Origin of the sequence: Citrobacter sp. Marseille-Q5395 (assembly GCF_947057495.1) — a bacterium.
In the GTDB taxonomy this organism is placed as follows: domain Bacteria; phylum Pseudomonadota; class Gammaproteobacteria; order Enterobacterales; family Enterobacteriaceae; genus Citrobacter; species Citrobacter murliniae.
Genome location: NZ_CAMSEL010000025.1, coordinates 15,198 through 39,259, shown reverse-complemented (window position 1 = coordinate 39,259; position 24,062 = coordinate 15,198). Strand labels below are relative to the sequence as shown.

The window sequence follows — 24,062 nt, the reverse complement described above, 5'->3', positions numbered from 1 at the left end:
ATATTGCTGCCCTGGTAATGTTTTGCATCCCAGGGCAACATATTTTATGCATGTAATCGGTGGTGCAAGCAGGAGCCAACGAGCAGGGCGAGGATCAGCATCAGCGCAATAAATCCGCCCACGCCGTTCCAGCCGTAGTTATGCCAGAACACACCCCCCAGCGTACCTGCAATGCTCGACCCCAGGTAATAAGAGAACAGATACAGTGAAGAGGCCTGGCCTTTAGCACGTTTAGCCCGTGGGCCGATCCAACTGCTGGCCACGGAATGTGCCGCAAAGAAACCCGCAGAAAAGAGCAACATTCCGGCAAATATTAACCATAGCGACGTGAATAACGTCATCAGCAGACCAAACAGCATCACCCCTGTTGAGAACAACATCACCGGACCACGACCATAACGCGTGGTCATTGAACCCGCTTTTGGCGAACTCCAGGTTCCGGTCAGGTAAGCGACGGACAGCAACCCAACAATCGCCTGGCTGAGTTCCCAGGGAGACAGCATCAGGCGATAGCCGATGTAGTTAAACAGCGTGACGAATGAGCCCATCAACAAGAAACCTTCCGCGAAAAGCAGCGGTAAACCTCTGTCACGCCAGTGCAAACGGAAGTTGATAAACAGCGTCTTAGGTCGCAACGATGTGGGCCTGAAGTGACGGGATTCCGGTAATATTTTCCAGAACATCAGCGCGGAAGCCAGGGCAAAACAACCGATAGCTGCCAGCGCGATTCGCCAGTTAAAAAAGTCGGTAAATACGCCACTGATCAAACGACCGCTCATGCCACCAATCGAGTTACCACTGATATATAAGCCCATCGAGAAGGCCACAAAGCTGGGATGAATCTCCTCACTGAGATACGTCATTCCTACTGCTGCGACGCCACTTAGTGACAGACCAATCAGCGCGCGCATGATTAAAATTCCGTGCCAACTGGTCATCATTGTCGAAAGCAGGGTACAGCAGGATGCTAACAGCAGCGCGGTCACCATCACCGGCTTGCGGCCAATTGCATCGGAAAGAGGACCGGTAAACAGTAAACCAATAGCGAGCATCGCGGTTGAGATAGAAAGTGAAATACTACTACTGGCTGGAGATACCCCAAATTCATGCGACAGCACTGGCAGTATGGGCTGCACGCAATAGAGGAGAGCAAATGTCGCCAGTCCGGCAGAAAAGAGCGCCAGTGTGACGCGCATAAAAGAGGAGGTACCGCGTTTTATATAACCATCCGGCGGGGTGATAATTTGTTTATCAATATCGCTTGCCGGTGCGGTATCGACAATAGTTGTACGACTCACTTGAAATCCTTGCTCAATCATTACGTCTACAGTACCAGCCTTAAGGGTATGAAAATCCCAATATTCTGTCTAATATATTAATAATCTCAAATAATATTTTAAAAATATGAATATTGAACTGCGTCACCTGCGCTACTTTGTGGCGGTTGCAGAAGAACTTCATTTTGGCCGTGCGGCGGCAAGGCTGAATATTTCACAACCTCCGTTGAGTCAACAGATCCAAATCCTCGAACAGCAAGTTGGGGCACGTCTTCTGGCGCGTACAAATCGTAGCGTGGCCCTGACAGCCGCAGGCAAGCAGTTTCTGGCAGACAGCCGACAGATCCTGGGGTTAGTGAATGAGGCGTCGGCAAGAGCAGAGCGTTTGCATCTGGGAGAAGCAGGGGAACTGCGAATTGGCTTTACCTCGTCAGCACCATTTATTAAAGCAGTTTCAGATACGCTGTCTCTCTTTCGCCAGTGCTACCCCGCGGTGCATATGCAAACCCGTGAAATGAATACGCGTGAGCAAATTGCCCCGCTCAATGAGGGGACGCTGGATCTGGGACTCCTGCGTAATACGCAACTCCCTGACACGCTAAGCTGGGAGGTCATCCTGCATGAACCACTGATGGCAATGATCCCTCGTGTACATCCTTTGGCGCAAAAGCCGGTTGTCACACTGGCTGAACTGGCGAATGAACCGTTTGTCTTTTTTGACCCGCATGTGGGGACCGGCCTGTATGATGATATTCTTGGCCTGATGCGTCGCTATGGCCTCACGCCGACCATCGCTCAGGAGGTTGGGGAAGCCATGACCATTATCGGACTGGTGGCCGCAGGATTAGGGGTTTCCATTCTGCCAGCCTCATTTAAACGCGTGCAGTTGTATGAAATGTGTTGGATCCCCATTGCGGAAGAAGATGCCGTGTCTGAAATGTGGCTGGTGTGGCCCAAACACCGTGAGCAGAGTTACGCTGCGCAACGCTTTCGCCAGCAGCTTTTAGCGGCCGTTCAGTGCGGTTAATTTAGTTTAAAAATGGTTGAAAATGTGCAGTAAATCACACGGCTAAGTAAAAAGTTGACGGAAGCCATTGAAGTGCTTCACCATAGCCTACAGATTATTTCGGAGCGCGAAAATAAAGGGAGTAAGTGGTGGTTGCTGATAGTCAGCCTGGGCATATCGATCAAATTAAACAGACCAATGCGGGCGCAGTTTATCGCCTGATTGATCAGTTAGGACCGGTGTCGCGTATTGATCTCTCTCGCCTGGCACAATTGGCGCCTGCCAGTATTACAAAAATTGTTCGGGAAATGCTTGAAGCACATCTGGTGCAAGAACTGGAAATAAAAGAAGCAGGGAGTCGCGGGCGTCCGGCCGTTGGTCTGGTGGTCGAAACGGAAGCGTGGCACTACTTATCGATTCGTATCAGTCGTGGCGAGATTTTTCTTGCGTTACGCGACCTCAGCAGCAAGCTGGTGGTTGAAGATTGCCTTGAAATGCCGCTTGTCTCCGAGATTCCTCTGCTGACTCGTGTTATTACACAGGTCGATCAGTTTTTTATCCGCCATCAGCAAAAGCTTGAGCGATTAACCTCTATCGCTATCACCTTACCAGGTATCATCGATACAGAAAATGGCATCGTTCATCGCATGCCGTTTTACGAAGATGTTAAAGAGATGCCGCTGGGCGAAGCCCTCGAGCAGCACACCGGTGTGCCCGTGTACATTCAGCACGATATCAGCGCCTGGACCATGGCTGAGGCACTTTTTGGCGCTTCGCGCGGTGCCCGCGATGTTATTCAGGTGGTGATTGACCACAATGTGGGTGCAGGGGTGATCACCGACGGTCATTTGCTGCATGCCGGGAGTAGCAGTCTGGTCGAAATTGGCCATACGCAGGTCGACCCTTACGGGAAACGGTGTTATTGCGGAAACCATGGTTGTCTGGAAACGATTGCCAGTGTTGACAGTGTTCTTGAGCTGGCGCAGGTACGACTTAAGCAGTCGATGAGTTCCTCACTGCACGGACAACCGCTGACGGTGGACTCACTGTGTCTGGCGGCCATGCAGGGCGATTTATTAGCGAAAGATATCATTAGCGGCGTCGGCACCCATGTTGGTCGAATTCTGGCCATTATGGTGAACTTGTTCAATCCGCAAAAGATTCTTATTGGATCTCCGCTCAGTAAAGCAGCAGATATATTGTTCCCGACTATTGCTGACTGCATTCGTCAACAGGCGCTTCCGGCATACAGTCGACACATTGTGGTAGAGAGTACGCAATTTACTAATCAAGGGACAATGGCGGGGGCCGCGCTCGTGAAGGACGCGATGTATAACGGTTCTTTGTTGATTCGTCTATTACAGGGTTAACATTTTTTAACTGTCGTACGAAAAATTGCGCTATCTCAAGCTGGTCCTGGCTCTCATACCTTAGACTTTCTCCACTGTTTTATTTTCCTGGCTTATATTTCGAAGCATAACGGTGGAGTTAGTGATGCTGAAGCGTTTCTTTATTACAGGTACAGACACTTCTGTTGGGAAGACAGTGGTTTCCCGCGCATTACTACAAGCGTTAGCGTCAGGTGGTAAAAGTGTTGCGGGTTATAAACCCGTGGCCAAAGGAAGCAAAGAAACACCTGAAGGTATGCGCAATAAAGATGCGCTGGTGCTGCAAAGTGTTTCTTCAATTGAATTGCCTTACGAGGCAATCAACCCTATTGCTCTGAGCGAAGACGAAAGTAGCGTGGCACATAGCGGGCCTGTCAATTACACCTTGTTGTCAAACGGGCTTGCGAGTCTGAGCGAGAAGGTTGATCACGTTGTCGTCGAAGGTACCGGTGGCTGGCGCAGTCTGATGAACGATCTGCGTCCTTTATCGGAGTGGGTGGTGCAGGAACAACTGCCCGTGTTGATGGTGGTGGGTATTCAGGAAGGCTGTATTAATCATGCCATTCTGACGGCGCAGGCTATCGCCAGCGATGGACTGCCGCTAATTGGCTGGGTAGCGAACCGAATCAATCCGGGACTGGCGCATTATGCGGAAATCATTGATGTGCTCAGCAAAAAGTTACCGGCACCGCTGATTGGCGAATTGCCTTACCTGCCTCGCGCTGAGCAGCGCGAGTTGGCTCAGTACATCCGCCTGTCAATGCTGGGTAATGTGTTGTCGGTAGACAGAGTCCTGGTGTAACGTTCGGGACAGCACTGAAGCAACGACACAAGCAATCAACAAGCCGGGGAGCAGACGATACTCCCCGATCATCTCGCAAACCATCAATGTCGACATGATTGGCGCATGTGTTGTTGCCGCCAACAGTGTGGCCATCCCCGCTAATCCAAGCAAAACTGCAATCTCATCCGTACCGGGAAGCCAGAGTCCCCACACGCGACCAAACAGCATACCAATTGACAGTCCGACAAACAGAGTTGGCGTAAACACGCCCCCAGGCGCGCCTGACCCACTGCTGGCGAGCACAGCGAGTAATTTGCAGATAAAAATCCCACTGACAATCGACAACAGCGGTGGGGAGAGTAAAAACGACTGCACTACGCTGTAACCATTTCCCCAGACAGTCGGTGTCAGTAACGAGAGCAGGCCAACAATAAGTCCTCCCAATGCCAGTTGCCACGGAGGTGAAAGCTTCAGACGTAAAAATACGTTGTGGCTGATGGTCATAAGCCATATGAAGAGTGGCCCGCAAACCCCAGCAACCAGACCGGTGCAGACAATCATCACATACTCAAGCGCATGCAGCTCCCGCGATAAGTGCACGGTATATAGCAGGGCGTTGCTGTCGCTGAGCACATCCGTGGTCAACAGTGCAACGACGGCAGATACGACCACCGGTCCCAACGATGCCAGAATCAATGTGCCAAACAGAACTTCGGCAATAAACAAACTGCCCGCCAGTGGCGCATGATAGGCTGCGGCCATACCAGCGGCAGCACCGCAGGCAATCCACAGTTTCCATTCTGTACGCGGTGTAAAGCGTTGGGCAAAATATGAGGCTGCCAACGCTGCCAGCAAGATCATTGCACCTTCCCGACCAATGGCACTCCCGCTGGCGACAACCAGTAATGACGCCAGCGATTTCACCAGGCTTGCGCCAACGTCGAGCTGCCCGTCAGTTTGCAAAGCTTCCATATAATCTGTGGGCGCTTGCGGACGCAACTGGTTGAATTTTTGCCAGCCCCAGAGCAGTAACCCTGCAGCAAGTCCACCTAACGCAGGTGTGAGCATCCGACGCAGTGGTGACAGGTTCGTGGCCGCATTAACTAAACTGCCCGTATCGTTGCTCAGGAAAAGCCATTCAAGGAGTAGCATGGCGTGGCGAAACCCTGCGACGGCTAACGCGGCCAGAATGCCAGTCAGTGCGGCAAACAGCAGGCGGCGAAACATGGTGCGCAGGTCAGGATAAGCATGTAAATGATGCATGGTTTGCCAGACAGGAAAATTCAGACGATCTATTTTGCGGGGAATTGTTGCCGGAAGCAAAAGCACCGCGTGCGAAACGCCGGACAAAACGGCAGGGCAAAACCCTGCCACGGAAGAAATTAACGAAATAGTGGCTTAATGGCTACGGGGATCAATAACTGCGACTGCCATTCTGCCAGCGTCAGGCGAGCCAGTTCTCCCAGAGCCTGATAAAACGGATGATCCGCTTTTTCGGTAAAGACCTCAAGGAAACGTGCGGACCACGGTAACAGATGCCAGGCCAGCAATTGTTCGCACTCGGTGTGACGTTCGTTTTCGGCAAGCCAGGCAGTCAGTAACAACAGGGAGCCAAAGTGATCTTCCGGTTCATTCTGCTGCATTTCAAACTGGATGCCGTTGTCACGCATCCACTGACGTAATGCCAGCGTTGAGTCGCCAAATAGAACGTTCTCACGATCCAGCCAGAATGAGCCCCAGGGCGGAGAGGGAAGCGTATAAGGACCGATAAACAAACGCTGCCAGGCCTCTGGGAGCGTTTCATCGACTTCGGTCTGAAACTGTACAACCAGCGGGGAGAGGATATTCTCTGACAGCGGCCACTGGGCCTGCCAGCCATCGGCGGTTAATGATGAGACTAACGGAGCCGCTTCATCGCTGTCTGGCGCAAAGTAAAACAGCGCTCCCAGCACGCGCGCCGCGGTAGAAAAGTTGTCACGTTGTGAAAAATGGGTCATGCAAACAATCCTGAAAAGTGCGGGTCTCCCCGCACTCGAAAGTTAACCTGCAACAGCCATACCGACTGTCATATGCAAACCATAAAACAAGCCACGTCCGATGAGTTCACCGGCAAGCACTAAAATTAAACCCAACGCCAGCCCTGCAATGTGCGGGTCTTTGCGACGGATCAGAGGGCAAATCCAGCAACCCAGACCCGCGGTCAGCAGCATGATGCGCCAAACCTGCAGAATTCCATAGTCAGGAACCAGTGCATTTGCCTGTTGTACTGAACTGTGGATAGCGCCAAGTGACATGCCCTGTAGAACAATGACGGCCACGCAAATTAGCAAACCCAGCACACTAATAGTAGCGAATGTGGCGGCGTTAAATGAGACGCCAACGACACGCAACAGGAGCGCGGCGAATAGTGGGCCAGTCAGCAGCACGGTCATGAAAAATGCCGTGGTGGTATATCCATTATACCAGGTTGGCACCGTATCTATCTGATAAACGTTCGTCATTGCCCAGACAAACACTACGCCGAGGATCATGCTCACCAGTAGCCAGATTTTACCTAATGTGGCCGGCATTTTATCGAGAAAAGCCACCAGCCACCAGATTCCACCAACCGCAAAAAAAAGCGATCCACTGGCGATTTCATTACTCAGCGCTGATGCGCCAACTCTGTTTAGTGAGTTAAGCGCACGAAGTGGTGAACCCAGGTGCATTACCGAGGCAAGAAACCCGACTCCCATTACTACCCACAGAAAGAACATTCTGCGAACGATATGTTTTCTTGCGTCATCGTCTTTGGCAGTAAACCAACACAGTCCGCTAACAATAAGCGCGCCAGCCACGCATTGACCGAGAACTGTAAACAGTACCAGCGGCCATTCATGCCATCCATTTCCCATTTTACACCTCCCTCGGGTTTGCCAGATAACCGGAGGTATCCCCGGTTGGACGGCTATTGGTGTTAGGTTTGATCACGATATTCGGTTTAGTGAAGTGTGCACCGGGAAGTGGCGCAACGGCAGCCAGCTCTCCGTGCTTTTTACGCAGTTCATCAATCGGGCCGAAATCCAGCGCACGTAGCGGGCAGGATTCAACGCAGATTGGTTTTTTCCCTTCGGCAACACGATCGTGGCAGCCGTCGCATTTGGTCATATGCCCTTTGGCGGCATTGTACTGCGGCGCGCCGTAAGGGCAGGCCATATGACAATAGCGACAGCCAATACACACGTCCTCATCCACGACAACAAAGCCATCTTCGCGCTTGTGCATTGCGCCGCTCGGGCAGACCTTTGTACAGGCCGGATCTTCACAATGGTTACACGCGATGGAGAGGTAATAAGCAAAGACATTCTGATGCCAGACACCGTTATCTTCCTGCCAGTCGCCACCTGCGTATTCGTAAATACGGCGGAAGCTAACATCCGGAGTTAAATCTTTATAGTCTTTACAGGCCAGTTCGCAGGTCTTACAACCCGTGCAACGGGCGGAATCAATAAAAAATCCGTATTGCGCATTCATAAGCTAATCCTTAAACCTTCTCAATCTCGACCAGGTTTGTATGCTGTGGGTTGCCTTTGGCTAACGGTGACGGACGTTGGGTCGTTAGCGTGTTCACACATGCGCCATGGTCAATTTTGTCGCCAGACATATCGGCGTCGTGCCAGGCACCCTGGCCCATTGCGCTGACTCCTGGGAGAATGCGTGGCGTCACTTTTGCGGGAATTCGTACCTCACCACGGTCGTTAAATACCCGCACTATATCGCCATTGGCAATCCCACGTTTCTGCGCATCCACAGGATTTATCCAGACTTCCTGGCGACATGATGCCTGCAGGACGTCAATATTGCCGTAGCTTGAGTGCGTACGAGATTTGTAATGAAAACCAAACAGTTGGAGCGGGAATGTGTTGCGTTTGGGATCGTCCCAGCCTTCAAATGTTGACGCATAGACAGGAAGTGGGCTAATGACTTCATCTTTTTGCAGTTCCCAGGTACTGGCAATTTTTGCCAGCCGGCTGGAATAGATTTCAATCTTGCCTGAAGGTGTTTTAAGCGGATTTCCCTCAGGATCTTCACGGAATTTTTTGTAGGCGACAAAGTGTCCGTTAGGATCTTTTCGTTTATAGATCCCCATTTTCTTCAGTTCATCATACGAAGGGAGTGCAGGGTCTTTTGCCAGCATTTTTGCGTACAAATACTGTAACCACTGCTCCTGAGTGCGTCCTTCAGTAAACTTTTGATATACGTCGTCGCCAAGACGTTTCGCGACTTCGCTCATAATCCAGTAGATCGGCTTACGTTCAAACTTTGGAGATGTTGCTGGTTGAATGAAAATGAGATATCCCATGTTGCCAGCGTAATCGTTAGGAATGATGTCTTCCTGTTCGACGGTCATCAAATCAGGTAGCAGGATATCGGCATATTTGGCCGAGGACGTCATAAAATTCTCAATGACCACGATCATTTCGCATTTCGTGTCATCCTGGAGGATCTCGTGCGTTTTATTGATATCTGAATGCTGGTTAGTGATGGTGTTACCTGCGTAGTTCCAGATAAATTTAATCGGTACGTCGAGTTTATCTTTACCACGCACACCATCCCGGAGGGCGGTCATTTCCGGGCCACGGGTGATAGCGTCTGTCCAGGTAAAGACGGAAATCTGCGTTTTGACCGGGTTTTCCGGTATCGGCATGCGTTCAATCGTAATGGTGTAGGTTGACTCACGTGCACCACTGTTGCCGCCGTTAATGCCGACATTGCCGGTAAGAATAGGCAGCATCGCAATAGCGCGTGAGGCAAGTTCCCCGTTAGCCTGGCGCTGTGGCCCCCAGCCCTGACAAATGTAAGCCGGTTTCTCTCGCCAGTTTAATAATACGGTCGGCTGGGATCCCGGTGATATGAGATGCCCACTGTGGTGTTTTAGCGATACCGTCATGGCCGTCGCCCAGGATATAGGCCTTGTAGTGTCCGTTGGCTGGCGCGTCTGCCGGAAGCGTTTTCTCGTCATAACCGACGCAGTATTTGTCGAGAAATTCCTGATCGACAAGCGCCTCATTAATGAGCACCCATGCGATCCCCGCTACCAGTGCAGCGTCTGTGCCTGGGCGGATAGGGATCCACTCGTCTTCACGACCGGCTGCGGTGTCGGTATAACGCGGATCGATGACAATCATTCGGGCATTTGAACGTTCCCGGGCTTGTTCCAGGAAGTACGTGATACCGCCTCCGCTCATGCGCGTTTCAGCGGGGTTATTGCCGAACATCACCACCAGTTTTGTGTTTTCGATATCAGAGGTGCTGTTACCTAAGTTTGAGCCGTAGGTGTAGGGCATTGCGGCAGCGATTTGCGCGGTACTGTAAGTACCATAATGACTAAGGAAACCGCCATAGCAGTTCATCATACGAGCAACCAGCGAGGCGTAAGGGGAGGAGCGTGTAATATTGCCGCCCACAATGCCTGAGGTGTAGTTGATATACACCGCCTCGTTACCGTACTTCTGCACTGTATTTTTCAAGCTGGCGCTGATGGTATCTAGTGCTTCCTGCCAGCTAATGCGCTCAAATTTACCCTCGCCACGTTTGCCAACGCGTTTCATGGGGTAATTAAGCCGGTCCGGATGGTTAATTCTCCGACGAATCGAACGGCCTCTCAGGCAGGCTCGAACCTGGTGATGACCATAGATATCATCCCCTGTGTTATCAGATTCAACCCACACCACCTCGTCATCTTTAACGTGGAGTTGCAGAGCACACCGGCTGCCGCAGTTGACGGAACAAGCCCCCCAAACCACTTTTTCTTTAGCTGGTTGTATCGCCTGTTGCACCGCAGCGGCTGCGGTACGCATTCCAAAGGGGAGCGAGATACCCCCAGCTGCAAGCGCTAGCGATCCTATCGCTGAGGATTTAACTAACTCTCTACGACTAATACCTCCATATTGCTTTACTTCAGACATCATTCACCCCATTTTAGTTATCGCTATATATTTGATTTTACAACGAAATAAATAGCATGCTAATGATAGGGTTATTTTACCTACTTATGGGTACGCCGTATTAATGCATATCAAACCAGGGGTAACCCTCCGCGAACGGAGGGGGGGATTTATTGCGGTTCGGCTGCGTGCCCATCCTGGGCAGCGCTATTATTAGTGGAGGTATTTCCGCTGTTGGTACGGATATAGAGGATCTTATGTGTATCGTTCGCACAGTGCCCGACAACCTGGGAATCCGGTTGATCGGCCTGGTCGTTAGGCACGATATTCAGCGTAAAGCTCGATTCCGCAACACCATTATTAATGATGCGTTGCTCGATATCACTTTTAACTCTCTCGCATGAGGCTGGCGCAGCCAGAACCTGCGGAGAAGCGATTATCAGCAAGCTCGCGGCAATTCCTGTGGTGAATTTCATCATCAACTCCTTTCATGACAGACATTAACTAAGATTAGCATTTCTGGTGTAAATAACTGTATTTGCTAATATGATTGAGAATTATCTCTTTATCCCGGTGAAAAATGTGAAGAAACAGACGCTGTTAGGTTTCCTGTGTGTGGTGCTGGTAGGCTGTGACAACGCCAAAGGACTGGTTTCCTTTACGCCGGAGATGGCCAGTTTCTCCAATGAATTCGATTTCGATCCGCTGCGTGGTCCGGTGAAGGATTTCAGTCAGACGCTGCTTAATGATAAAGGTGAAGTTACGAAACGTGTTAACGGTGCGCTCTCACAGGAAGGGTGTTTTGACACGCTGGAACTGCACGATGTGGAAAACAATACCGGAATGGCGTTAGTGCTGGACGCCAACTACTACCGTGATGCTGAAACGATGGAAAAAAGGATCCGGCTACAGGGTAAATGTCAGTTGGCGGAATTGCCGTCTGCGGGAGTGGTGTGGGATACAGACGATAATGGCTTTGTTGTCTCCGCAACCGGGAAAGAAATGAAGGTACAGTACCGGTATGATGCTGAAGGGTATCCGCTGGGAAAAACAACTATCAGCAAGGATAACACGTTGCAGGTGAAGGCCAGTCCATCAGCCGATCCGTTGAAAAAACTGGATTATACCGCTGTGAGTTTGCTGAACGATCACCCTGTAGGTAACGTCAAACAGACGTGTGAATATGATGATTATGCGAATCCGATCAACTGCCAGCTTGTGATTGTAGACGAGAGCGTGAAGCCGGCAGTTGAACATCGTTACTCAATTAAAAACACCATTGACTACTACTAACCGCTATTACTGCGCAGTAGGTTGTAACAGGTTGGAGCCTGGTGCTTTGTGTTCCGCCAGATACTGATGCTGGAAGATACACATACGGATGGTGTTACGGTATTGGCCATTGATAAAGAATTCATGGATCAATTCACCTTCTACCATAAATCCAAGTTTGCGGTAGATATGAATGGCCTTTTCGTTTTCCTTATCAACGATCAGATACAGCTTGTATAAATTAAGTACGGTGAAGCCATAATCCATCGCCAGTTTTGCTGCTCGCGTGGCCAGGCCTTTGCCCTGGAAATCCGGGGAAATAATGATCTGAAATTCAGCCCGACGGTGTACATGGTTTATTTCAACCAGCTCCACCAGTCCTGCTTTTTCACCGTCACACTCGACGACAAAGCGTCGTTCGCTTTGGTCGTGGATGTGCTTATCATAGAGATCTGACAGCTCAACGAACGCTTCGTATGGTTCTTCGAACCAGTAACGCATGACGCTGGCGTTATTATCAAGCTGATGAACAAATCGCAAATCTTCACGCTCCAGCGGGCGCAGCTTAACACTGAGGGCGCTTGTCATATCGTATCCTTACAATTCCTTTGGTGAGTACAACTATTATGGTGCAACGGTACGGCCAGTGCGGCGGTCTAAGCAGCGCAGAGTATTAGGTTCCCAGTACGCATTGATATTAGCGCTCTGTTCGCACTTATCACGGCTGTCAAATGCCGCGTCGGCTTTGTCCCACTCTTTCTCTACACGCGTGTTGACCTTATGACGCAAATTGCGCGTATCGTTCCATTGCTCCTTTTCCATTGCAGCTTGTTGACGGCTTTGTGCACTGTCTCCGGACTCAATGATCAGTTTGCTGGTTTCAGCAAATGAGGAAGAGGTGTAGACAACTGCCGCCAGCGTCAGCATTGCCGTCAGACACAGGCGTTTGCTCAGTGTATTATTCATGGCGAATTCCTTTTATGAGAACGAGAAAAACGGTAAAACAGGGCTAAATTCTACACTATTCCGGCTGTAGGGCATACCCGGTCGGCGGATATCAGTATTCTGTCGTATCATGCTTAAACCTAATGTAACTGAATAACTTCAATGCTTAAGACCACACTACTTTTTTTCATAACAGCGTTGTGCGAAATAATGGGCTGTTTTTTGCCCTGGCTATGGCTAAAGCGCGGTGCGACAGCATGGTTGCTGATCCCGGCTGGCGTGTCGTTGGCCGCATTTGTCTGGCTGCTGACGTTGCATCCGGCCGCGAGCGGGCGGGTATATGCCGCTTATGGTGGCGTTTATGTCGTTACTGCGCTTCTGTGGCTACGCATTGTTGATGGTGTAAAACTCAGTTTGTATGACTGGTCTGGTGCGCTGATCGCACTATGCGGAATGTTGATCATCGTAGCGGGATGGGGGCGCGCATAGCGCCTTTTTTGTGACCGGTTAGCGTTTTTTTGATCATTATACTTGTATGGTAGTAGTTCAGTTGAGTAAATTTCCTACATCACAAGAAGAGATGTAAGGAATAAAGAATGAAGATTGTAGGGGCTGAAGTTTTTGTCACCTGTCCGGGACGTAATTTTGTCACACTGAAAATCACGACGGAGGACGGGATCACCGGGCTGGGGGATGCCACGCTGAACGGACGAGAGTTATCCGTTGCATCCTACCTTAAAGATCACGTGTGTCCGCAGCTCATTGGGCGTGACGCGCACCGCATTGAAGACATCTGGCAATTCTTTTACAAAGGCGCTTACTGGCGTCGTGGTCCGGTAACCATGTCAGCAATTTCTGCTGTCGATATGGCGCTGTGGGACATCAAAGCGAAGGCTGCGAACATGCCGCTGTATCAGTTGCTCGGGGGCGCATCCCGTGAAGGCGTGATGGTTTACTGCCACACTACAGGCCATACCGTTGATGACGTGCTGGAAGATTACGCCCGTCATAAAGAGATGGGCTTCAAAGCGATTCGCGTGCAGTGTGGCGTACCGGGTATGAAAACGACCTACGGGATGTCTAAAGGTAAAGGTCTGGCCTACGAACCTGCTACCAAAGGCCAGTGGCCGGAAGAGCAACTGTGGTCGACGGAAAAATACCTCGATTTCACGCCTAAGCTGTTTGAAGCCGTACGCAACAAATTTGGTTTTAACGAACATCTTCTGCACGACATGCACCATCGTCTGACGCCGATTGAGGCCGCTCGTTTTGGCAAAAGCATTGAACAATACCGCCTGTTCTGGATGGAAGATCCGACACCTGCTGAAAACCAGGAGTGCTTCCGTCTGATACGCCAGCATACGGTCACACCCATTGCGGTAGGGGAAGTCTTTAACAGCATCTGGGATTGCAAACAGCTGATTGAAGAACAGCTGATCGACTACATTCGTACCACCATTACCCATGCCGGTGGCATCACTGGTATGCGTCGCATCGCTGATTTTGCCTCTTTATACCAGGTCCGTACCGGCTCTCACGGTCCTTCAGATTTGTCTCCGGTATGTATGGCCGCCGCACTGCATTTTGATTTGTGGGTTCCGAACTTCGGTGTTCAGGAATATATGGGGTACTCCGAGCAGATGCTGGAAGTCTTCCCGCATAACTGGACATTCGATAACGGCTACATGCACCCAGGCGACAAGCCGGGTCTGGGTATCGAGTTCGACGAAAAACTCGCGGCGAAATATCCGTACGATCCGGCTTATCTGCCCGTCGCACGCCTGGAAGATGGCACATTGTGGAACTGGTAAGGAGTCATACAATAATGAAAAGCATTTTAATTGAAAAACCGAATCAACTGGCAATTATCGAACGTGAAATTCCTAACCCGGCTGCGGGTGAAGTGCGGGTAAAAGTAAAACTTGCCGGGATTTGTGGATCGGATAGCCATATATATCGTGGACATAATCCTTTTGCGAAATATCCGCGTGTTATTGGTCACGAGTTTTTTGGCGTGATTGATGCAGTTGGAGAAGGAGTGGACAGCGCCAGGGTCGGTGAGCGTGTTGCGGTAGACCCGGTAGTGAGCTGTGGACATTGCTATCCGTGCTCTATTGGTAAGCCGAATGTTTGCACAACGTTAGCAGTACTCGGCGTCCATGCTGATGGCGGTTTCAGTGAATATGCCGTTGTTCCGGCGAAAAATGCCTGGAAGATCCCCGATGGAGTTGCAGATAAATTTGCAGTAATGATCGAACCTTTTACTATTGCTGCGAACGTCACCGGACATGGTAAACCAACCGAAGACGACATCGTACTGGTGTATGGCGCAGGCCCGATTGGCCTGACCATCGTTCAGGTATTAAAAGGGGTCTATAACGTCAAAAACGTGATTGTTGCTGATCGCATTGATGAACGACTGGAAAAAGCTAAAGAGAGCGGAGCGAACTGGGCGATTAATAACAGTCAAACACCACTTGGCGAGATTTTTGCCGAAAAAGGCATCAAACCTACATTAATTATCGATGCGGCTTGTCATCCTTCAATTTTGAAAGAAGCGGTTACGCTGGCTTCTCCGGCGGCACGGATTGTGTTAATGGGCTTTTCCAGCGAGCCGTCTGAAGTCATTCAGCAAGGAATCACCGGTAAGGAGCTCTCTATATTCTCTTCCCGGTTAAATGCGAATAAATTCCCAGTGGTTATTGACTGGTTAAGTACAGGGTTAATTAATCCTGATAAATTAATTACCCATACGTTTGATTACCAGCATGTTGCTGATGCTATTAGTTTATTTGAACAGGATCAGAAACACTGCTGCAAAGTTTTACTCACTTTTTCTGAATAATATAAATAACGGCGAGTAAGTAGTACGCATCTTACCTCTTTTTCAGAGATAACAATTATGACAATAGAAAAACATGAAAGAAGCACAAAGGATTTAGTGAAAGCCGCGATATCCGGCTGGCTAGGGACTGCTCTTGAGTTTATGGATTTTCAGTTGTATTCGCTTGGTGCAGCATTGGTGTTTCATGAAATATTTTTTCCTGAATCATCAACTGCGATGGCATTGATTCTGGCAATGGGAACCTACGGTGCTGGCTATGTCGCACGTATTGTCGGCGCATTTTTCTTCGGGAAAATGGGTGACAGAATAGGGCGTAAAAAAGTACTCTTTATTACAATCACCATGATGGGGATCTGTACCACCTTAATTGGTGTGTTGCCAACCTATGCACAGATTGGTGTTTTTGCTCCAATCTTACTGGTCACTCTGCGTATTATTCAGGGGCTGGGTGCTGGCGCGGAAATTTCTGGTGCGGGTACGATGCTGGCGGAATATGCGCCGAAAGGTAAACGCGGCATTATCTCCTCGTTCGTGGCGATGGGAACGAACTGTGGGACCTTAAGTGCAACAGCAATCTGGGCCTTTATGTTCTTTATTCTCGACAAAGAACAACTGCTGGCGTGGGGATGGCGTATTCCGTTCCTGGCGAGTGTGGTGGTAATGGTCTTCGCTATCTGGTTGCGTCTGAACCTGAAAGAAAGCCCGGTCTTTGAGAAGGTGAATGACAGCAAGCAATCCGCACCAGTAGCGGTTTCTTCCGGCAGCATGTTCCAGAGTAAATCTTTCTGGCTGGCAACGGGTCTGCGTTTTGGACAGGCAGGAAACTCAGGTCTGATTCAAACCTTCCTTGCCGGTTATTTAGTCCAAACTCTGCTGTTCAATAAAGCAATTCCAACCGATGCATTGATGATCAGTTCCATTATCGGTTTTATGACGATTCCTTTCCTCGGTTGGTTATCCGATAAAATTGGTCGTCGTGTTCCCTATATCATTATGAATACTTCAGCCATTGTGCTGGCATGGCCAATGTTGTCTATCATCGTGGATAAAACCTATGCCCCGAGCACTATTATGATTGCCCTGATTGTAATTCATAACTGTGCGGTACTGGGATTATTTGCTCTGGAAAACATTACCATGGCAGAGATGTTCGGTTGCAAAGATCGTTTTACCAGGATGGCAATTTCCAAAGAAATTGGCGGTCTTATCGCTTCTGGTTTTGGTCCTATCCTGGCCGGTATTTTCTGTACCATGACTCAATCCTGGTATCCGATTGCGGTGATGATTATGTCTTACTCTGTTATCGGTTTAATCTCTGCGCTTAAAATGCCAGAAGTGAAAGACCGAGATTTAAGTGCGCTGGAAGATGCTGCGGAAGAGCAACCGCGCACTGTAAGTGCAGTACAACCTTCAAGAAGCGTGTAAATTCTGAAACCCTTCTCTAACTGGAGAAGGGTTTTTTACTGTTAAATAATCTTTCATAAAACAAAACAGTCAGCTTGCCATATTTAAATTAAAGGAATTGTCATGGGAAATAATTTGTTATCAGCAAAGGCCACGCTCCCTGTCTATGATCGTAATAAGTTGGTACCTCGGATAGTGCATTTAGGCTTTGGCGCATTTCATCGCGCGCATCAGGGGGTCTATGCCGATATTCTTGCCGCCGAACACCACAGCGACTGGGGTTATTATGAGGTGAACCTGATTGGTGGCGAACAGCAAATCGCCGATCTTAAGCAACAAGATAATCTCTATACCGTCGCGGAAATGTCTGCCAATGCATGGACTGCTCGTGTAGTTGGCATTGTGAAAAAAGCACTTCATGTGGAATTGGATGGTTTAGAAACAGTACTGGCAGCCATGTGTGAACCGCAAATCGCTATCGTCTCCCTGACCATCACCGAAAAAGGCTATTTCCACGCTCCAGCGACCGGACAGTTAATGCTGGATCACCCAATGATTGTCGCCGATCTGAACAATCCTCATCAGCCCAAAACAGCAGTGGGGGTTATCATTGAGGCACTGGCACGCCGTAAAGCCGCAGGCTTACCAGCGTTTACTGTGATGTCTTGCGATAACATGCCCGAAAACGGTCAAGTTATTCGTGACGTTGTCACTTGTTATGCTCATGCAATTGATGTCGAGCTGGAGAAATGGATTGTTGAAAACGTCACTTTCCCTTCGACCATGGTTGACCGTATTGTACCGGCGGTGACGGCCGACACGCTTGATAAAATTGAACAACTTACTGGTGTGCGCGATCCGGCTGGCGTAGCCTGTGAGCCGTTCCGTCAATGGGTCATAGAAGATAGCTTTGTCGCCGGACGCCCGGAATGGGAAAAAGCGGGTGCTGAACTGGTCAGCAATGTGCTTCCTTATGAAGAGATGAAACTGCGTATGTTGAACGGCAGCCATTCATTCCTCGCATATCTGGGGTATCTGGCTGGTTATCAGCATATCAATGACTGTATGGAAGATGAAAATTACCTCCGGGCAGCGCGTGAGCTAATGTTGCAGGAACAGGCACCGACTCTGAAAGTGCAGGGCGTGGATTTACAAGGATATGCCGATCGCCTGATCGCCCGTTACAGTAACCCGGCATTGCGTCACCGCACCTGGCAAATTGCGATGGACGGTAGCCAAAAACTGCCTCAGCGTATGCTCGATTCCGTGCGTTGGCATCTTGTGCACGACAGTCGTTTCGATCTGCTGGCACTGGGCGTAGCGGGCTGGATGCGCTATGTCGGCGGTGTTGATGAACAGGGACAAGCGATTGACGTTAACGATCCGCTATTACCGATTATCCAGAATGTGGTGCAGAACAGTAATGAAGGTGAAGATCGTGTGCAGGCTTTACTGGCTATCGATGCGATTTTTGGCCGCGAACTGCCTCAGGTTGAACGGTTCAAAACCAAAGTCACAGAAGCGTATCTTGCTTTGCTGGCTGATGGAGCGAAGGCAACGGTTGCGAAGTATGCCGCGAAATTGAAGTAACACAGTAAAACTTATATGTCGCCATCCGGCTTTTACTACAGCCAGATGGCGCGTTATTTTCTGGCATTCACACCAATTAGTTCATTCCCAGACGAATCAGTTCGAGGGGGGCATATTTGCCTTCACAACCTTCAATTTCCACTGTTTTACCGCGACGAATTTGTTCAGCGGTCAGACCATCGGTGTCAATTGTTTTGATTCGACCAGTGATTCCGGTGTCGCTAATCATGACACGGCTGCCAGTAGTAATTGCGTTACGGTTACGATCGTATGTTTTCATGGTGTTTTCTCCTTTCCAACTTACCGTTAAAGCCCGTGGGCTTTTACTCCCACGTAACGGGCGCAATATAAATACGCTTATCGTTAAGGATTTTTTTTGTTTTCGATCAAAATCACAGCTTTTTTTATGTGGATATGCAGACAGGGATAAAGTACGGGGAAGCTCACCTCTGTACGAGGTGAGACAAGGGTTATTCTTCGCTGAACCAGTCGCTATTTTCCTGGCGGATTTGTTGCACGGATTCGCTGATCTCTTGCAAATGCAACGTCATGGCGCGTTCTACTGCATCGCCATCGTGTTTTTGTAGCGCAGAAAAAATATTCATATGCTGGCGCAACAACATTTCCGGTGGTGAAACATGGTCAAAACTCATATAGCGCACCCGGTCAACGGTTGCTTTCAGGTTTTCAATGGTGTCCCACGCTAACTGACAGTCGGCAATCTCGGTAAGAAGTTGATGGAAGTTATCATCAAGCTCAAAAAAGTCATCAAGTTGCTTGCGCTCAATGGCAATGCGTTGCTGATGAAGATTTTGCTCCAGTTGGTAGCACTGGCTTTCAGTGATCATCGATGCAGCCCGACGCGCCACAGCACACTCAATGGCCTGGCGGATAAAACTGCCGTTGCGTACTTGGGTCATTGAGATTTTATTAACGTAACTGCCGCGCTGCGGACGGATCTGAATCAGACCGTTCTCCGCCAGTTTAATGAATGCTTCGCGAACGGGTTGGCGTGACACATTAAAGCGTACGGAAACCTCTTTCTCTGAAAGCGGTGTGCCAGGTGCAATCAGGCAATGCACGATGTCGCGACGAAGAATACGGTAAATCTGCTGATTTACTGGCTGTGTAGGGTTGAGCTGCGTTTCTACGGTCATTCATTCTTACTTTTTAGAGAGTTAACCTGTCTACTTTATCACTTATTTGATGCTATCTATACCCGGCACGAGGCCGGGTATAAAAATTAACGCCGATGGACGCTAAGACCTGCAAAAGACTGTGTGACTGGCATCATTTCAAGGGTGTTAATGTTGACATGGGCAGGTAACGAAGCAACCCACCAAACTGCCTCGGTAACATCTTCCGGTGTCAGTGCTGTGGTGTTTTCGTAGGTTTTTCCGGCTTTATCATCATCACCTTTGAAACGCACATTAGAGAACTCCGTCCCTCCAACCAGGCCCGGCTCAATATCGGTAACGCGCACCGCTGTTCCATGTAAGTCCGTACGTAAATTCAGACTGAACTGGCGAACAAATGCCTTTGTCGCGCCATAAACGTTACCACCAGCATACGGCCAGCTACCGGCGGTAGAGCCGATATTGATAATATGACCGCGATTGCGTTCGACCATGCCGGGCAGGACGGCACGGGTCATATAAATCAGACCTTTGTTGTTGGTATCTATCATCGTTTCCCAGTCATCGACGTTGGCCTTATGGGCAGGTTCGAGACCCAACGCCAGGCCCGCATTGTTGACCAGAATGTCAATGTTGCGCCATTGTGCAGGGAGGGACGCCAGCATCTCTTCAATAGCCGCGCGATTACGGACATCAAGTTGTGCGGTATAGATGTTGTCGCCCAACTCATCTTTCAGCTCCTGCAGGCGCTCCTGACGGCGTCCGGTGGCAATAACTTTATGCCCATTCTCAATAAAACGACGCGTAATGCACCCACCAAAACCTGCGGTTGCTCCGGTTACTAAAACGATCATCTCACTGTTCCTCAACGCTTTTTATGTGCTATTACCATAGCACGTCATTTCTGTTCAGGGCTATTGCTGCTTAACGAGATTGCGGTCGATTCCCGCGAGGCATACTCTAATAAACAAATCGTTTTCAGGAGTGAAAGATGTTGTTAACGAACCCTTTTTTGCAATGCAGCACCTTGCCTTATCAGGCCCCACAATTTGATCAAATTAAAGAGTGTCATTATCGTCCCGCTTTTGATGAAGGTGTGCGGCAAAAACGAGCTGAAATCGCTGCAATTGCGCAAAACCCACAGGTTCCTGATTTTGCGAATACGCTGCTGGCGCTTGAACAAAGCGGGGCATTGTTAACGCGTGTTACCAGTGTTTTATTTGCGATGACCGCGGCGCACACGAACGATGAACTACAGCGGCTTGATGAGGAATTTTCCGCCGAGCTTGCAGCGCTGGCGAATGATATTTATCTCGATAGCGCACTTTTTGCGCGTGTAGATGCCGTCTGGCAACAACGTGGATCACTGAAGCTGGACAGCGAATCATTACGTTTGTTGGAAGTGGTTCACCAGCGTTTTGTTCTGGCAGGCGCGCAGCTTAATGAGGCCGATAAAACTCGCCTGAAAGCACTCAATACAGAATCGGCCACCTTAACCAGCCAGTTTAATCAGCGATTGCTCGCGGCGAATAAATCAGGCGGTCTGGTGGTAGATGATGTCCGACTGCTGGATGGCTTAAGCGCGGATGAGCTGGATATTGCCGCTCAGGCAGCAAAAGAGAGAGGGCTAACTGCCCACTGGGTTATTCCATTACTGAATACCACCCAACAACCTGCGCTTGCTGTGTTACGCGATCGTCAGACTCGCGAAAATCTGTTTACCAACGGCAGGACTCGAGCTGAAAAAAACGATGCAAATGATACCCGCGCAATTATTCGTCGGCTTGTGGAAATCCGCGCCCAGCAAGCCAAATTACTTGGCTTCGCGAATTATGCTGCGTGGAAAATTGCGGATCAGATGGCAAAAACTCCGGAGGCGGCGCTTTCTTTTATGCGGGCTATCGTTCCGGCAGCGCGTCAGAGAGCGTTAGCTGAACAAAACGAAATTCAGAAAGCGATTAATCAAGAACAGGCTGGATTTAGTGCCCAGGCCTGGGACTGGGCCTTTTATGCCGAACAGGTACGCCGTGAAAAATATGCGCTTGATGAGGCTCAACTCAAGCCCTATTTTGCTTTAGAGACAGTGCTCAGTGACGGTGTGTTCTGGACGGCAAATCAGCTCTTTGGCATTAAATTTATTGAGCGTTTTGACATTCCTGTTTATCACCCTGATGTGCGAGTGTGGGAAATTTTCGATCACGACGGTGTGGGGTTGGCACTGTTCTATGGTGATTTCTTTGCACGGGAAACGAAAAGCGGTGGTGCCTGGATGGGGAATTTTGTTGAGCAATCGGTGCTTAACGAAACCAGACCCGTGATTTACAACGTGTGTAACTATCAGAAACCCGCGAACGGTCAGCCTGCGTTGCTGTTGTGGGATGATGTCATCACATTGTTTCATGAGTTTGGGCATACCCTGCATGGATTGTTCGCTACACAACGATATGCAACGCTGTCAGGAACCAACACTCCACGCGATTTCGTTGAGTTTCCATCGCAGATTAATGAGCATTGGGCGAGTCATCCACAGGTTTTTGCCCGTTTTGCTCGCCATGTTGAAACGGGGGAAACTATGCCCCAGACGTTGCAGGACAAGATGCGACGAGCCAGCCTGTTTAACAAGGGTTACGATATGACTGAGCTGCTGAGTGCAGCGTTGTTGGATATGCACTGGCACAGTCTGGACGGGAACGTATCATTTTCATCAGTAGACGAGTTTGAGCAACAGGCGCTGGAAGAGGAGGCGTTAAACCTCGAGGCTGTTCCGCCACGCTATCGCAGCAGTTATTTTGCCCATATCTTCGGCGGTGGTTATGCCGCAGGCTATTACGCCTATCTGTGGACGCAAATGCTGGCTGACGATGGTTATCAGTGGTTTGTGGAGCAAGGGGGATTAAACCGCGAGAATGGGCAAAAATTCCGTGAGGCGATTTTATCGCGTGGTAACAGTTCTGATCTCGCTGAACTTTATCGTCAGTGGTGTGGTCGTGATCCGCGTATGGAGCCTATGCTGGCCCATCGTGGGTTAAGCGCGTAAGGCTTGTTCAAATAGAGTGAAGAACCGGGTGTAAAACCCGGTTTTGTCCTGGATTTCGTTCCCAAAAGCTTCACCTGATTCACAGAGCGGTCGTTATTCGTACTAGCGAGCCGCATCATCCAGTTTATTACTCAGTCCCTGGCAGGGACTGAATATAAAACAGCCAAAATCGACCATCAGGAAAACATGGCCATCAGAGTTTGCCGCACAAATCAGGCGATAAAGGAACGGGAAGGCATAAACAGGGCGGATTTGAGGTTCGTTGCCTGGTGCTGATAAGCCTGGTTATTCAATCGTATGGATGATTTTCATATATTTGATTAATAAATTTAAGGTGTTAATAAGATCCTGTTGGGTTTTTAGCCCAAGCTTTGTCATTGCACTCCTTTTATGGGAGCTAATGGTTTTAATGCTATTGCCAGTAAGTAGACTGCAGGTGTCGGGAGTGATGCCGCAGGCAAGAGCATGAATGGTGGCGACTTCCTTTTCTGATAACCTATATCGATGTTGAACGCTGTTAATAACATCATTACTGCCACAAGTTAAGGCATTAATCTTTTTCCTGATGTCTTTCACTGACATTGTCATATCTATGGTTTCTCCCTGTTTAACCTCAGTTGAAAACAACTCCTTCCATCCAATGTTATATTTTTTGGGTGTAATATAAACAATAAACCCGTCAAAATCAGCAGCCGATAGCTCTGACAGATATGTGATATCTATAAAGACAAGCCTCTTGGTTTTGCTCTCATCGAATGCATTCTTAACTAACGAAGATAGTCCTATATGAAGATATAAATTTTCAGTAATGATGCGCATAACAGCACTCACAGTCGTAAATTACCTAAGTCCCCCCAAATTACAGTATCACTTTGTGAGTTCCTTAAGAGCTAAGTAGTTCACCACATATCTCTTGCAAATGGTTTGCTACCAAACAATAACTAATGAAACAATAAGTGTTGAGCAGGGCGTAACAATGACACGCTTCTCGTTAATTTCGCTGCATATAAAAAACAAAAAAAACACATAATGCAAATTAATATCATAAAAACAACGATTGAATAGTTTTAATTTCAAAAGCAGTGTTGCATAACCTTATGATTTTTAATTGGTTATATTGTGTTGATTGCAATTTGAACAAATTAATGTGTCACAAATCATACTGTGATATCTATTTGATTTTAATGTAAAAAACAAATATCAAAACTAAAGTAATACTAAATGTTTCATTTGAAGGTTGGCTGTGCTGAATATCCGAAAGTTATTAATAGTTTGATTCTATTGATTCAAAAGTATTGATTACTGATAGCCCGTTAAAACGCTGTCTGAATTGGCGTGCAAGAGGTAGGATATTATTAATTTGTAAAACGCCACGCGCTAATGGTGATTTTAGGAGTCAAGCTTCATTTGCATGGAAAGATCCTAAATTGTCATTATCATCCCGATTAAAC

Annotated in this window: 22 protein-coding genes and 1 pseudogene; 10 read left to right on the top strand and 13 right to left on the bottom strand. The window is 48.9% G+C overall.

Annotated features, from left to right (window positions below; all coding sequences use genetic code 11):
- Window positions 1-44 precede the first annotated feature (44 nt).
- The gene (locus tag OH663_RS22740; RefSeq protein ID WP_045449601.1) at window positions 45-1,298 is read right to left on the bottom strand and encodes an MFS transporter; all 1,254 of its coding nucleotides are present in this window, start codon (window positions 1,296-1,298) and stop codon (window positions 45-47) included.
- A 106-nt stretch (window positions 1,299-1,404) separates the two neighbouring features.
- Between OH663_RS22740 and OH663_RS22735 the strand changes: the two genes are divergently transcribed.
- The 3 genes from OH663_RS22735 to bioD all read left to right on the top strand — a co-directional run bounded on the left by OH663_RS22735 (window position 1,405) and on the right by bioD (window position 4,473).
- Window positions 1,405-2,304 carry a LysR family transcriptional regulator gene (locus OH663_RS22735; protein ID WP_200013010.1) on the top strand — a complete coding sequence of 300 codons (900 nt, stop codon included), beginning with the start codon at window positions 1,405-1,407 and terminating at the stop codon, window positions 2,302-2,304.
- A 128-nt stretch (window positions 2,305-2,432) separates the two neighbouring features.
- Window positions 2,433-3,653, top strand: coding sequence for a sugar metabolism global transcriptional regulator Mlc (gene mlc, locus OH663_RS22730; protein WP_045442657.1), 1,221 nt, complete (start codon window positions 2,433-2,435; stop codon window positions 3,651-3,653).
- A gap of 124 nt (window positions 3,654-3,777) precedes the next feature.
- A complete protein-coding gene (gene bioD, locus OH663_RS22725; protein ID WP_045442660.1) occupies window positions 3,778-4,473 on the top strand; it encodes a dethiobiotin synthase in 696 nt (231 codons plus the stop codon).
- Here bioD and clcB read toward each other — a convergent pair.
- From clcB to OH663_RS22695, 6 genes and pseudogenes are all read right to left on the bottom strand, one after another.
- A complete protein-coding gene (gene clcB / locus OH663_RS22720; protein WP_200013008.1) occupies window positions 4,429-5,718 on the bottom strand; it encodes a voltage-gated ClC-type chloride channel ClcB in 1,290 nt (429 codons plus the stop codon). The two genes, bioD and clcB, sit on opposite strands and share 45 nt — an antisense overlap.
- 119 nt (window positions 5,719-5,837) lie before the next feature.
- Window positions 5,838-6,452 carry a Tat proofreading chaperone DmsD gene (gene dmsD / locus OH663_RS22715; RefSeq protein WP_200013006.1) on the bottom strand — a complete coding sequence of 205 codons (615 nt, stop codon included), beginning with the start codon at window positions 6,450-6,452 and terminating at the stop codon, window positions 5,838-5,840.
- Window positions 6,453-6,494: 42 nt separating this feature from the next.
- Window positions 6,495-7,349, bottom strand: a complete 855-nt coding sequence (locus OH663_RS22710; RefSeq protein ID WP_200013005.1) for a dimethyl sulfoxide reductase anchor subunit family protein — start codon at window positions 7,347-7,349, stop codon at window positions 6,495-6,497.
- Between the two features lies 1 nt (window position 7,350).
- A complete protein-coding gene (locus tag OH663_RS22705) occupies window positions 7,351-7,968 on the bottom strand; it encodes a DMSO/selenate family reductase complex B subunit (RefSeq protein ID WP_045442670.1) in 618 nt (205 codons plus the stop codon).
- A 10-nt stretch (window positions 7,969-7,978) separates the two neighbouring features.
- A pseudogene (gene ynfE / locus OH663_RS22700) lies at window positions 7,979-10,403 on the bottom strand (selenate/tellurate reductase subunit YnfE).
- 149 nt (window positions 10,404-10,552) lie between these two features.
- Window positions 10,553-10,858: a DUF1161 domain-containing protein gene (locus OH663_RS22695; RefSeq protein ID WP_045442674.1), complete on the bottom strand. Its 306-nt coding sequence runs from the start codon at window positions 10,856-10,858 to the stop codon at window positions 10,553-10,555.
- A gap of 106 nt (window positions 10,859-10,964) precedes the next feature.
- Here OH663_RS22695 and OH663_RS22690 point away from each other — a divergent pair, with 106 nt between their 5' ends.
- A complete protein-coding gene (locus OH663_RS22690) occupies window positions 10,965-11,675 on the top strand; it encodes a YnfC family lipoprotein (RefSeq protein ID WP_263525876.1) in 711 nt (236 codons plus the stop codon).
- 6 nt (window positions 11,676-11,681) lie between these two features.
- Here OH663_RS22690 and speG read toward each other — a convergent pair whose 3' ends face one another.
- Both speG and OH663_RS22680 read right to left on the bottom strand, forming a co-directional pair.
- On the bottom strand, window positions 11,682-12,242 hold the full coding sequence (gene speG / locus OH663_RS22685; protein WP_045442679.1) for a spermidine N1-acetyltransferase: 561 nt from the start codon (window positions 12,240-12,242) through the stop codon (window positions 11,682-11,684).
- 36 nt (window positions 12,243-12,278) lie between these two features.
- Window positions 12,279-12,620: a DUF1283 family protein gene (locus OH663_RS22680; protein ID WP_045442681.1), complete on the bottom strand. Its 342-nt coding sequence runs from the start codon at window positions 12,618-12,620 to the stop codon at window positions 12,279-12,281.
- A 141-nt stretch (window positions 12,621-12,761) separates the two neighbouring features.
- Here OH663_RS22680 and OH663_RS22675 point away from each other — a divergent pair, with 141 nt between their 5' ends.
- The 5 genes from OH663_RS22675 to OH663_RS22655 all read left to right on the top strand — a co-directional run bounded on the left by OH663_RS22675 (window position 12,762) and on the right by OH663_RS22655 (window position 18,438).
- Window positions 12,762-13,088 carry a YnfA family protein gene (locus OH663_RS22675; protein WP_200013001.1) on the top strand — a complete coding sequence of 109 codons (327 nt, stop codon included), beginning with the start codon at window positions 12,762-12,764 and terminating at the stop codon, window positions 13,086-13,088.
- 107 nt (window positions 13,089-13,195) lie between these two features.
- Complete coding sequence (gene rspA, locus OH663_RS22670) at window positions 13,196-14,410, top strand: starvation-sensing protein RspA (protein WP_048221489.1); 1,215 nt, start codon at window positions 13,196-13,198, stop codon at window positions 14,408-14,410.
- Between the two features lie 14 nt (window positions 14,411-14,424).
- Entirely contained in the window at window positions 14,425-15,444 is a 1,020-nt protein-coding gene (locus tag OH663_RS22665) for a Zn-dependent oxidoreductase (RefSeq protein ID WP_045442687.1), read from the top strand.
- 57 nt (window positions 15,445-15,501) lie between these two features.
- Window positions 15,502-16,869 (top strand): MHS family MFS transporter, encoded by a 1,368-nt coding sequence (locus OH663_RS22660; protein ID WP_071828925.1) that lies wholly within the window; start codon window positions 15,502-15,504, stop codon window positions 16,867-16,869.
- Between the two features lie 102 nt (window positions 16,870-16,971).
- On the top strand, window positions 16,972-18,438 hold the full coding sequence (locus OH663_RS22655) for a mannitol dehydrogenase family protein (protein WP_200012999.1): 1,467 nt from the start codon (window positions 16,972-16,974) through the stop codon (window positions 18,436-18,438).
- Between the two features lie 76 nt (window positions 18,439-18,514).
- Here OH663_RS22655 and ydfZ read toward each other — a convergent pair whose 3' ends face one another.
- The 3 genes from ydfZ to ydfG all read right to left on the bottom strand — a co-directional run bounded on the left by ydfZ (window position 18,515) and on the right by ydfG (window position 20,428).
- Entirely contained in the window at window positions 18,515-18,718 is a 204-nt protein-coding gene (gene ydfZ / locus OH663_RS22650) for a putative selenium delivery protein YdfZ (protein WP_045442690.1), read from the bottom strand.
- A gap of 190 nt (window positions 18,719-18,908) precedes the next feature.
- Window positions 18,909-19,595 (bottom strand): DNA-binding transcriptional regulator rspR, encoded by a 687-nt coding sequence (rspR, locus tag OH663_RS22645; protein WP_045442691.1) that lies wholly within the window; start codon window positions 19,593-19,595, stop codon window positions 18,909-18,911.
- An 86-nt stretch (window positions 19,596-19,681) separates the two neighbouring features.
- Window positions 19,682-20,428 (bottom strand): bifunctional NADP-dependent 3-hydroxy acid dehydrogenase/3-hydroxypropionate dehydrogenase YdfG, encoded by a 747-nt coding sequence (ydfG, locus tag OH663_RS22640; protein WP_200012997.1) that lies wholly within the window; start codon window positions 20,426-20,428, stop codon window positions 19,682-19,684.
- 140 nt (window positions 20,429-20,568) lie between these two features.
- Between ydfG and dcp the strand changes: the two genes are divergently transcribed.
- Window positions 20,569-22,611, top strand: a complete 2,043-nt coding sequence (dcp, locus tag OH663_RS22635) for a peptidyl-dipeptidase Dcp (RefSeq protein ID WP_200013063.1) — start codon at window positions 20,569-20,571, stop codon at window positions 22,609-22,611.
- Between the two features lie 285 nt (window positions 22,612-22,896).
- On the opposite strand, the gene OH663_RS22630 is transcribed toward dcp, so the two are convergent.
- On the bottom strand, window positions 22,897-23,430 hold the full coding sequence (locus tag OH663_RS22630; RefSeq protein ID WP_045442694.1) for a response regulator transcription factor: 534 nt from the start codon (window positions 23,428-23,430) through the stop codon (window positions 22,897-22,899).
- Window positions 23,431-24,062 lie beyond the last annotated feature (632 nt).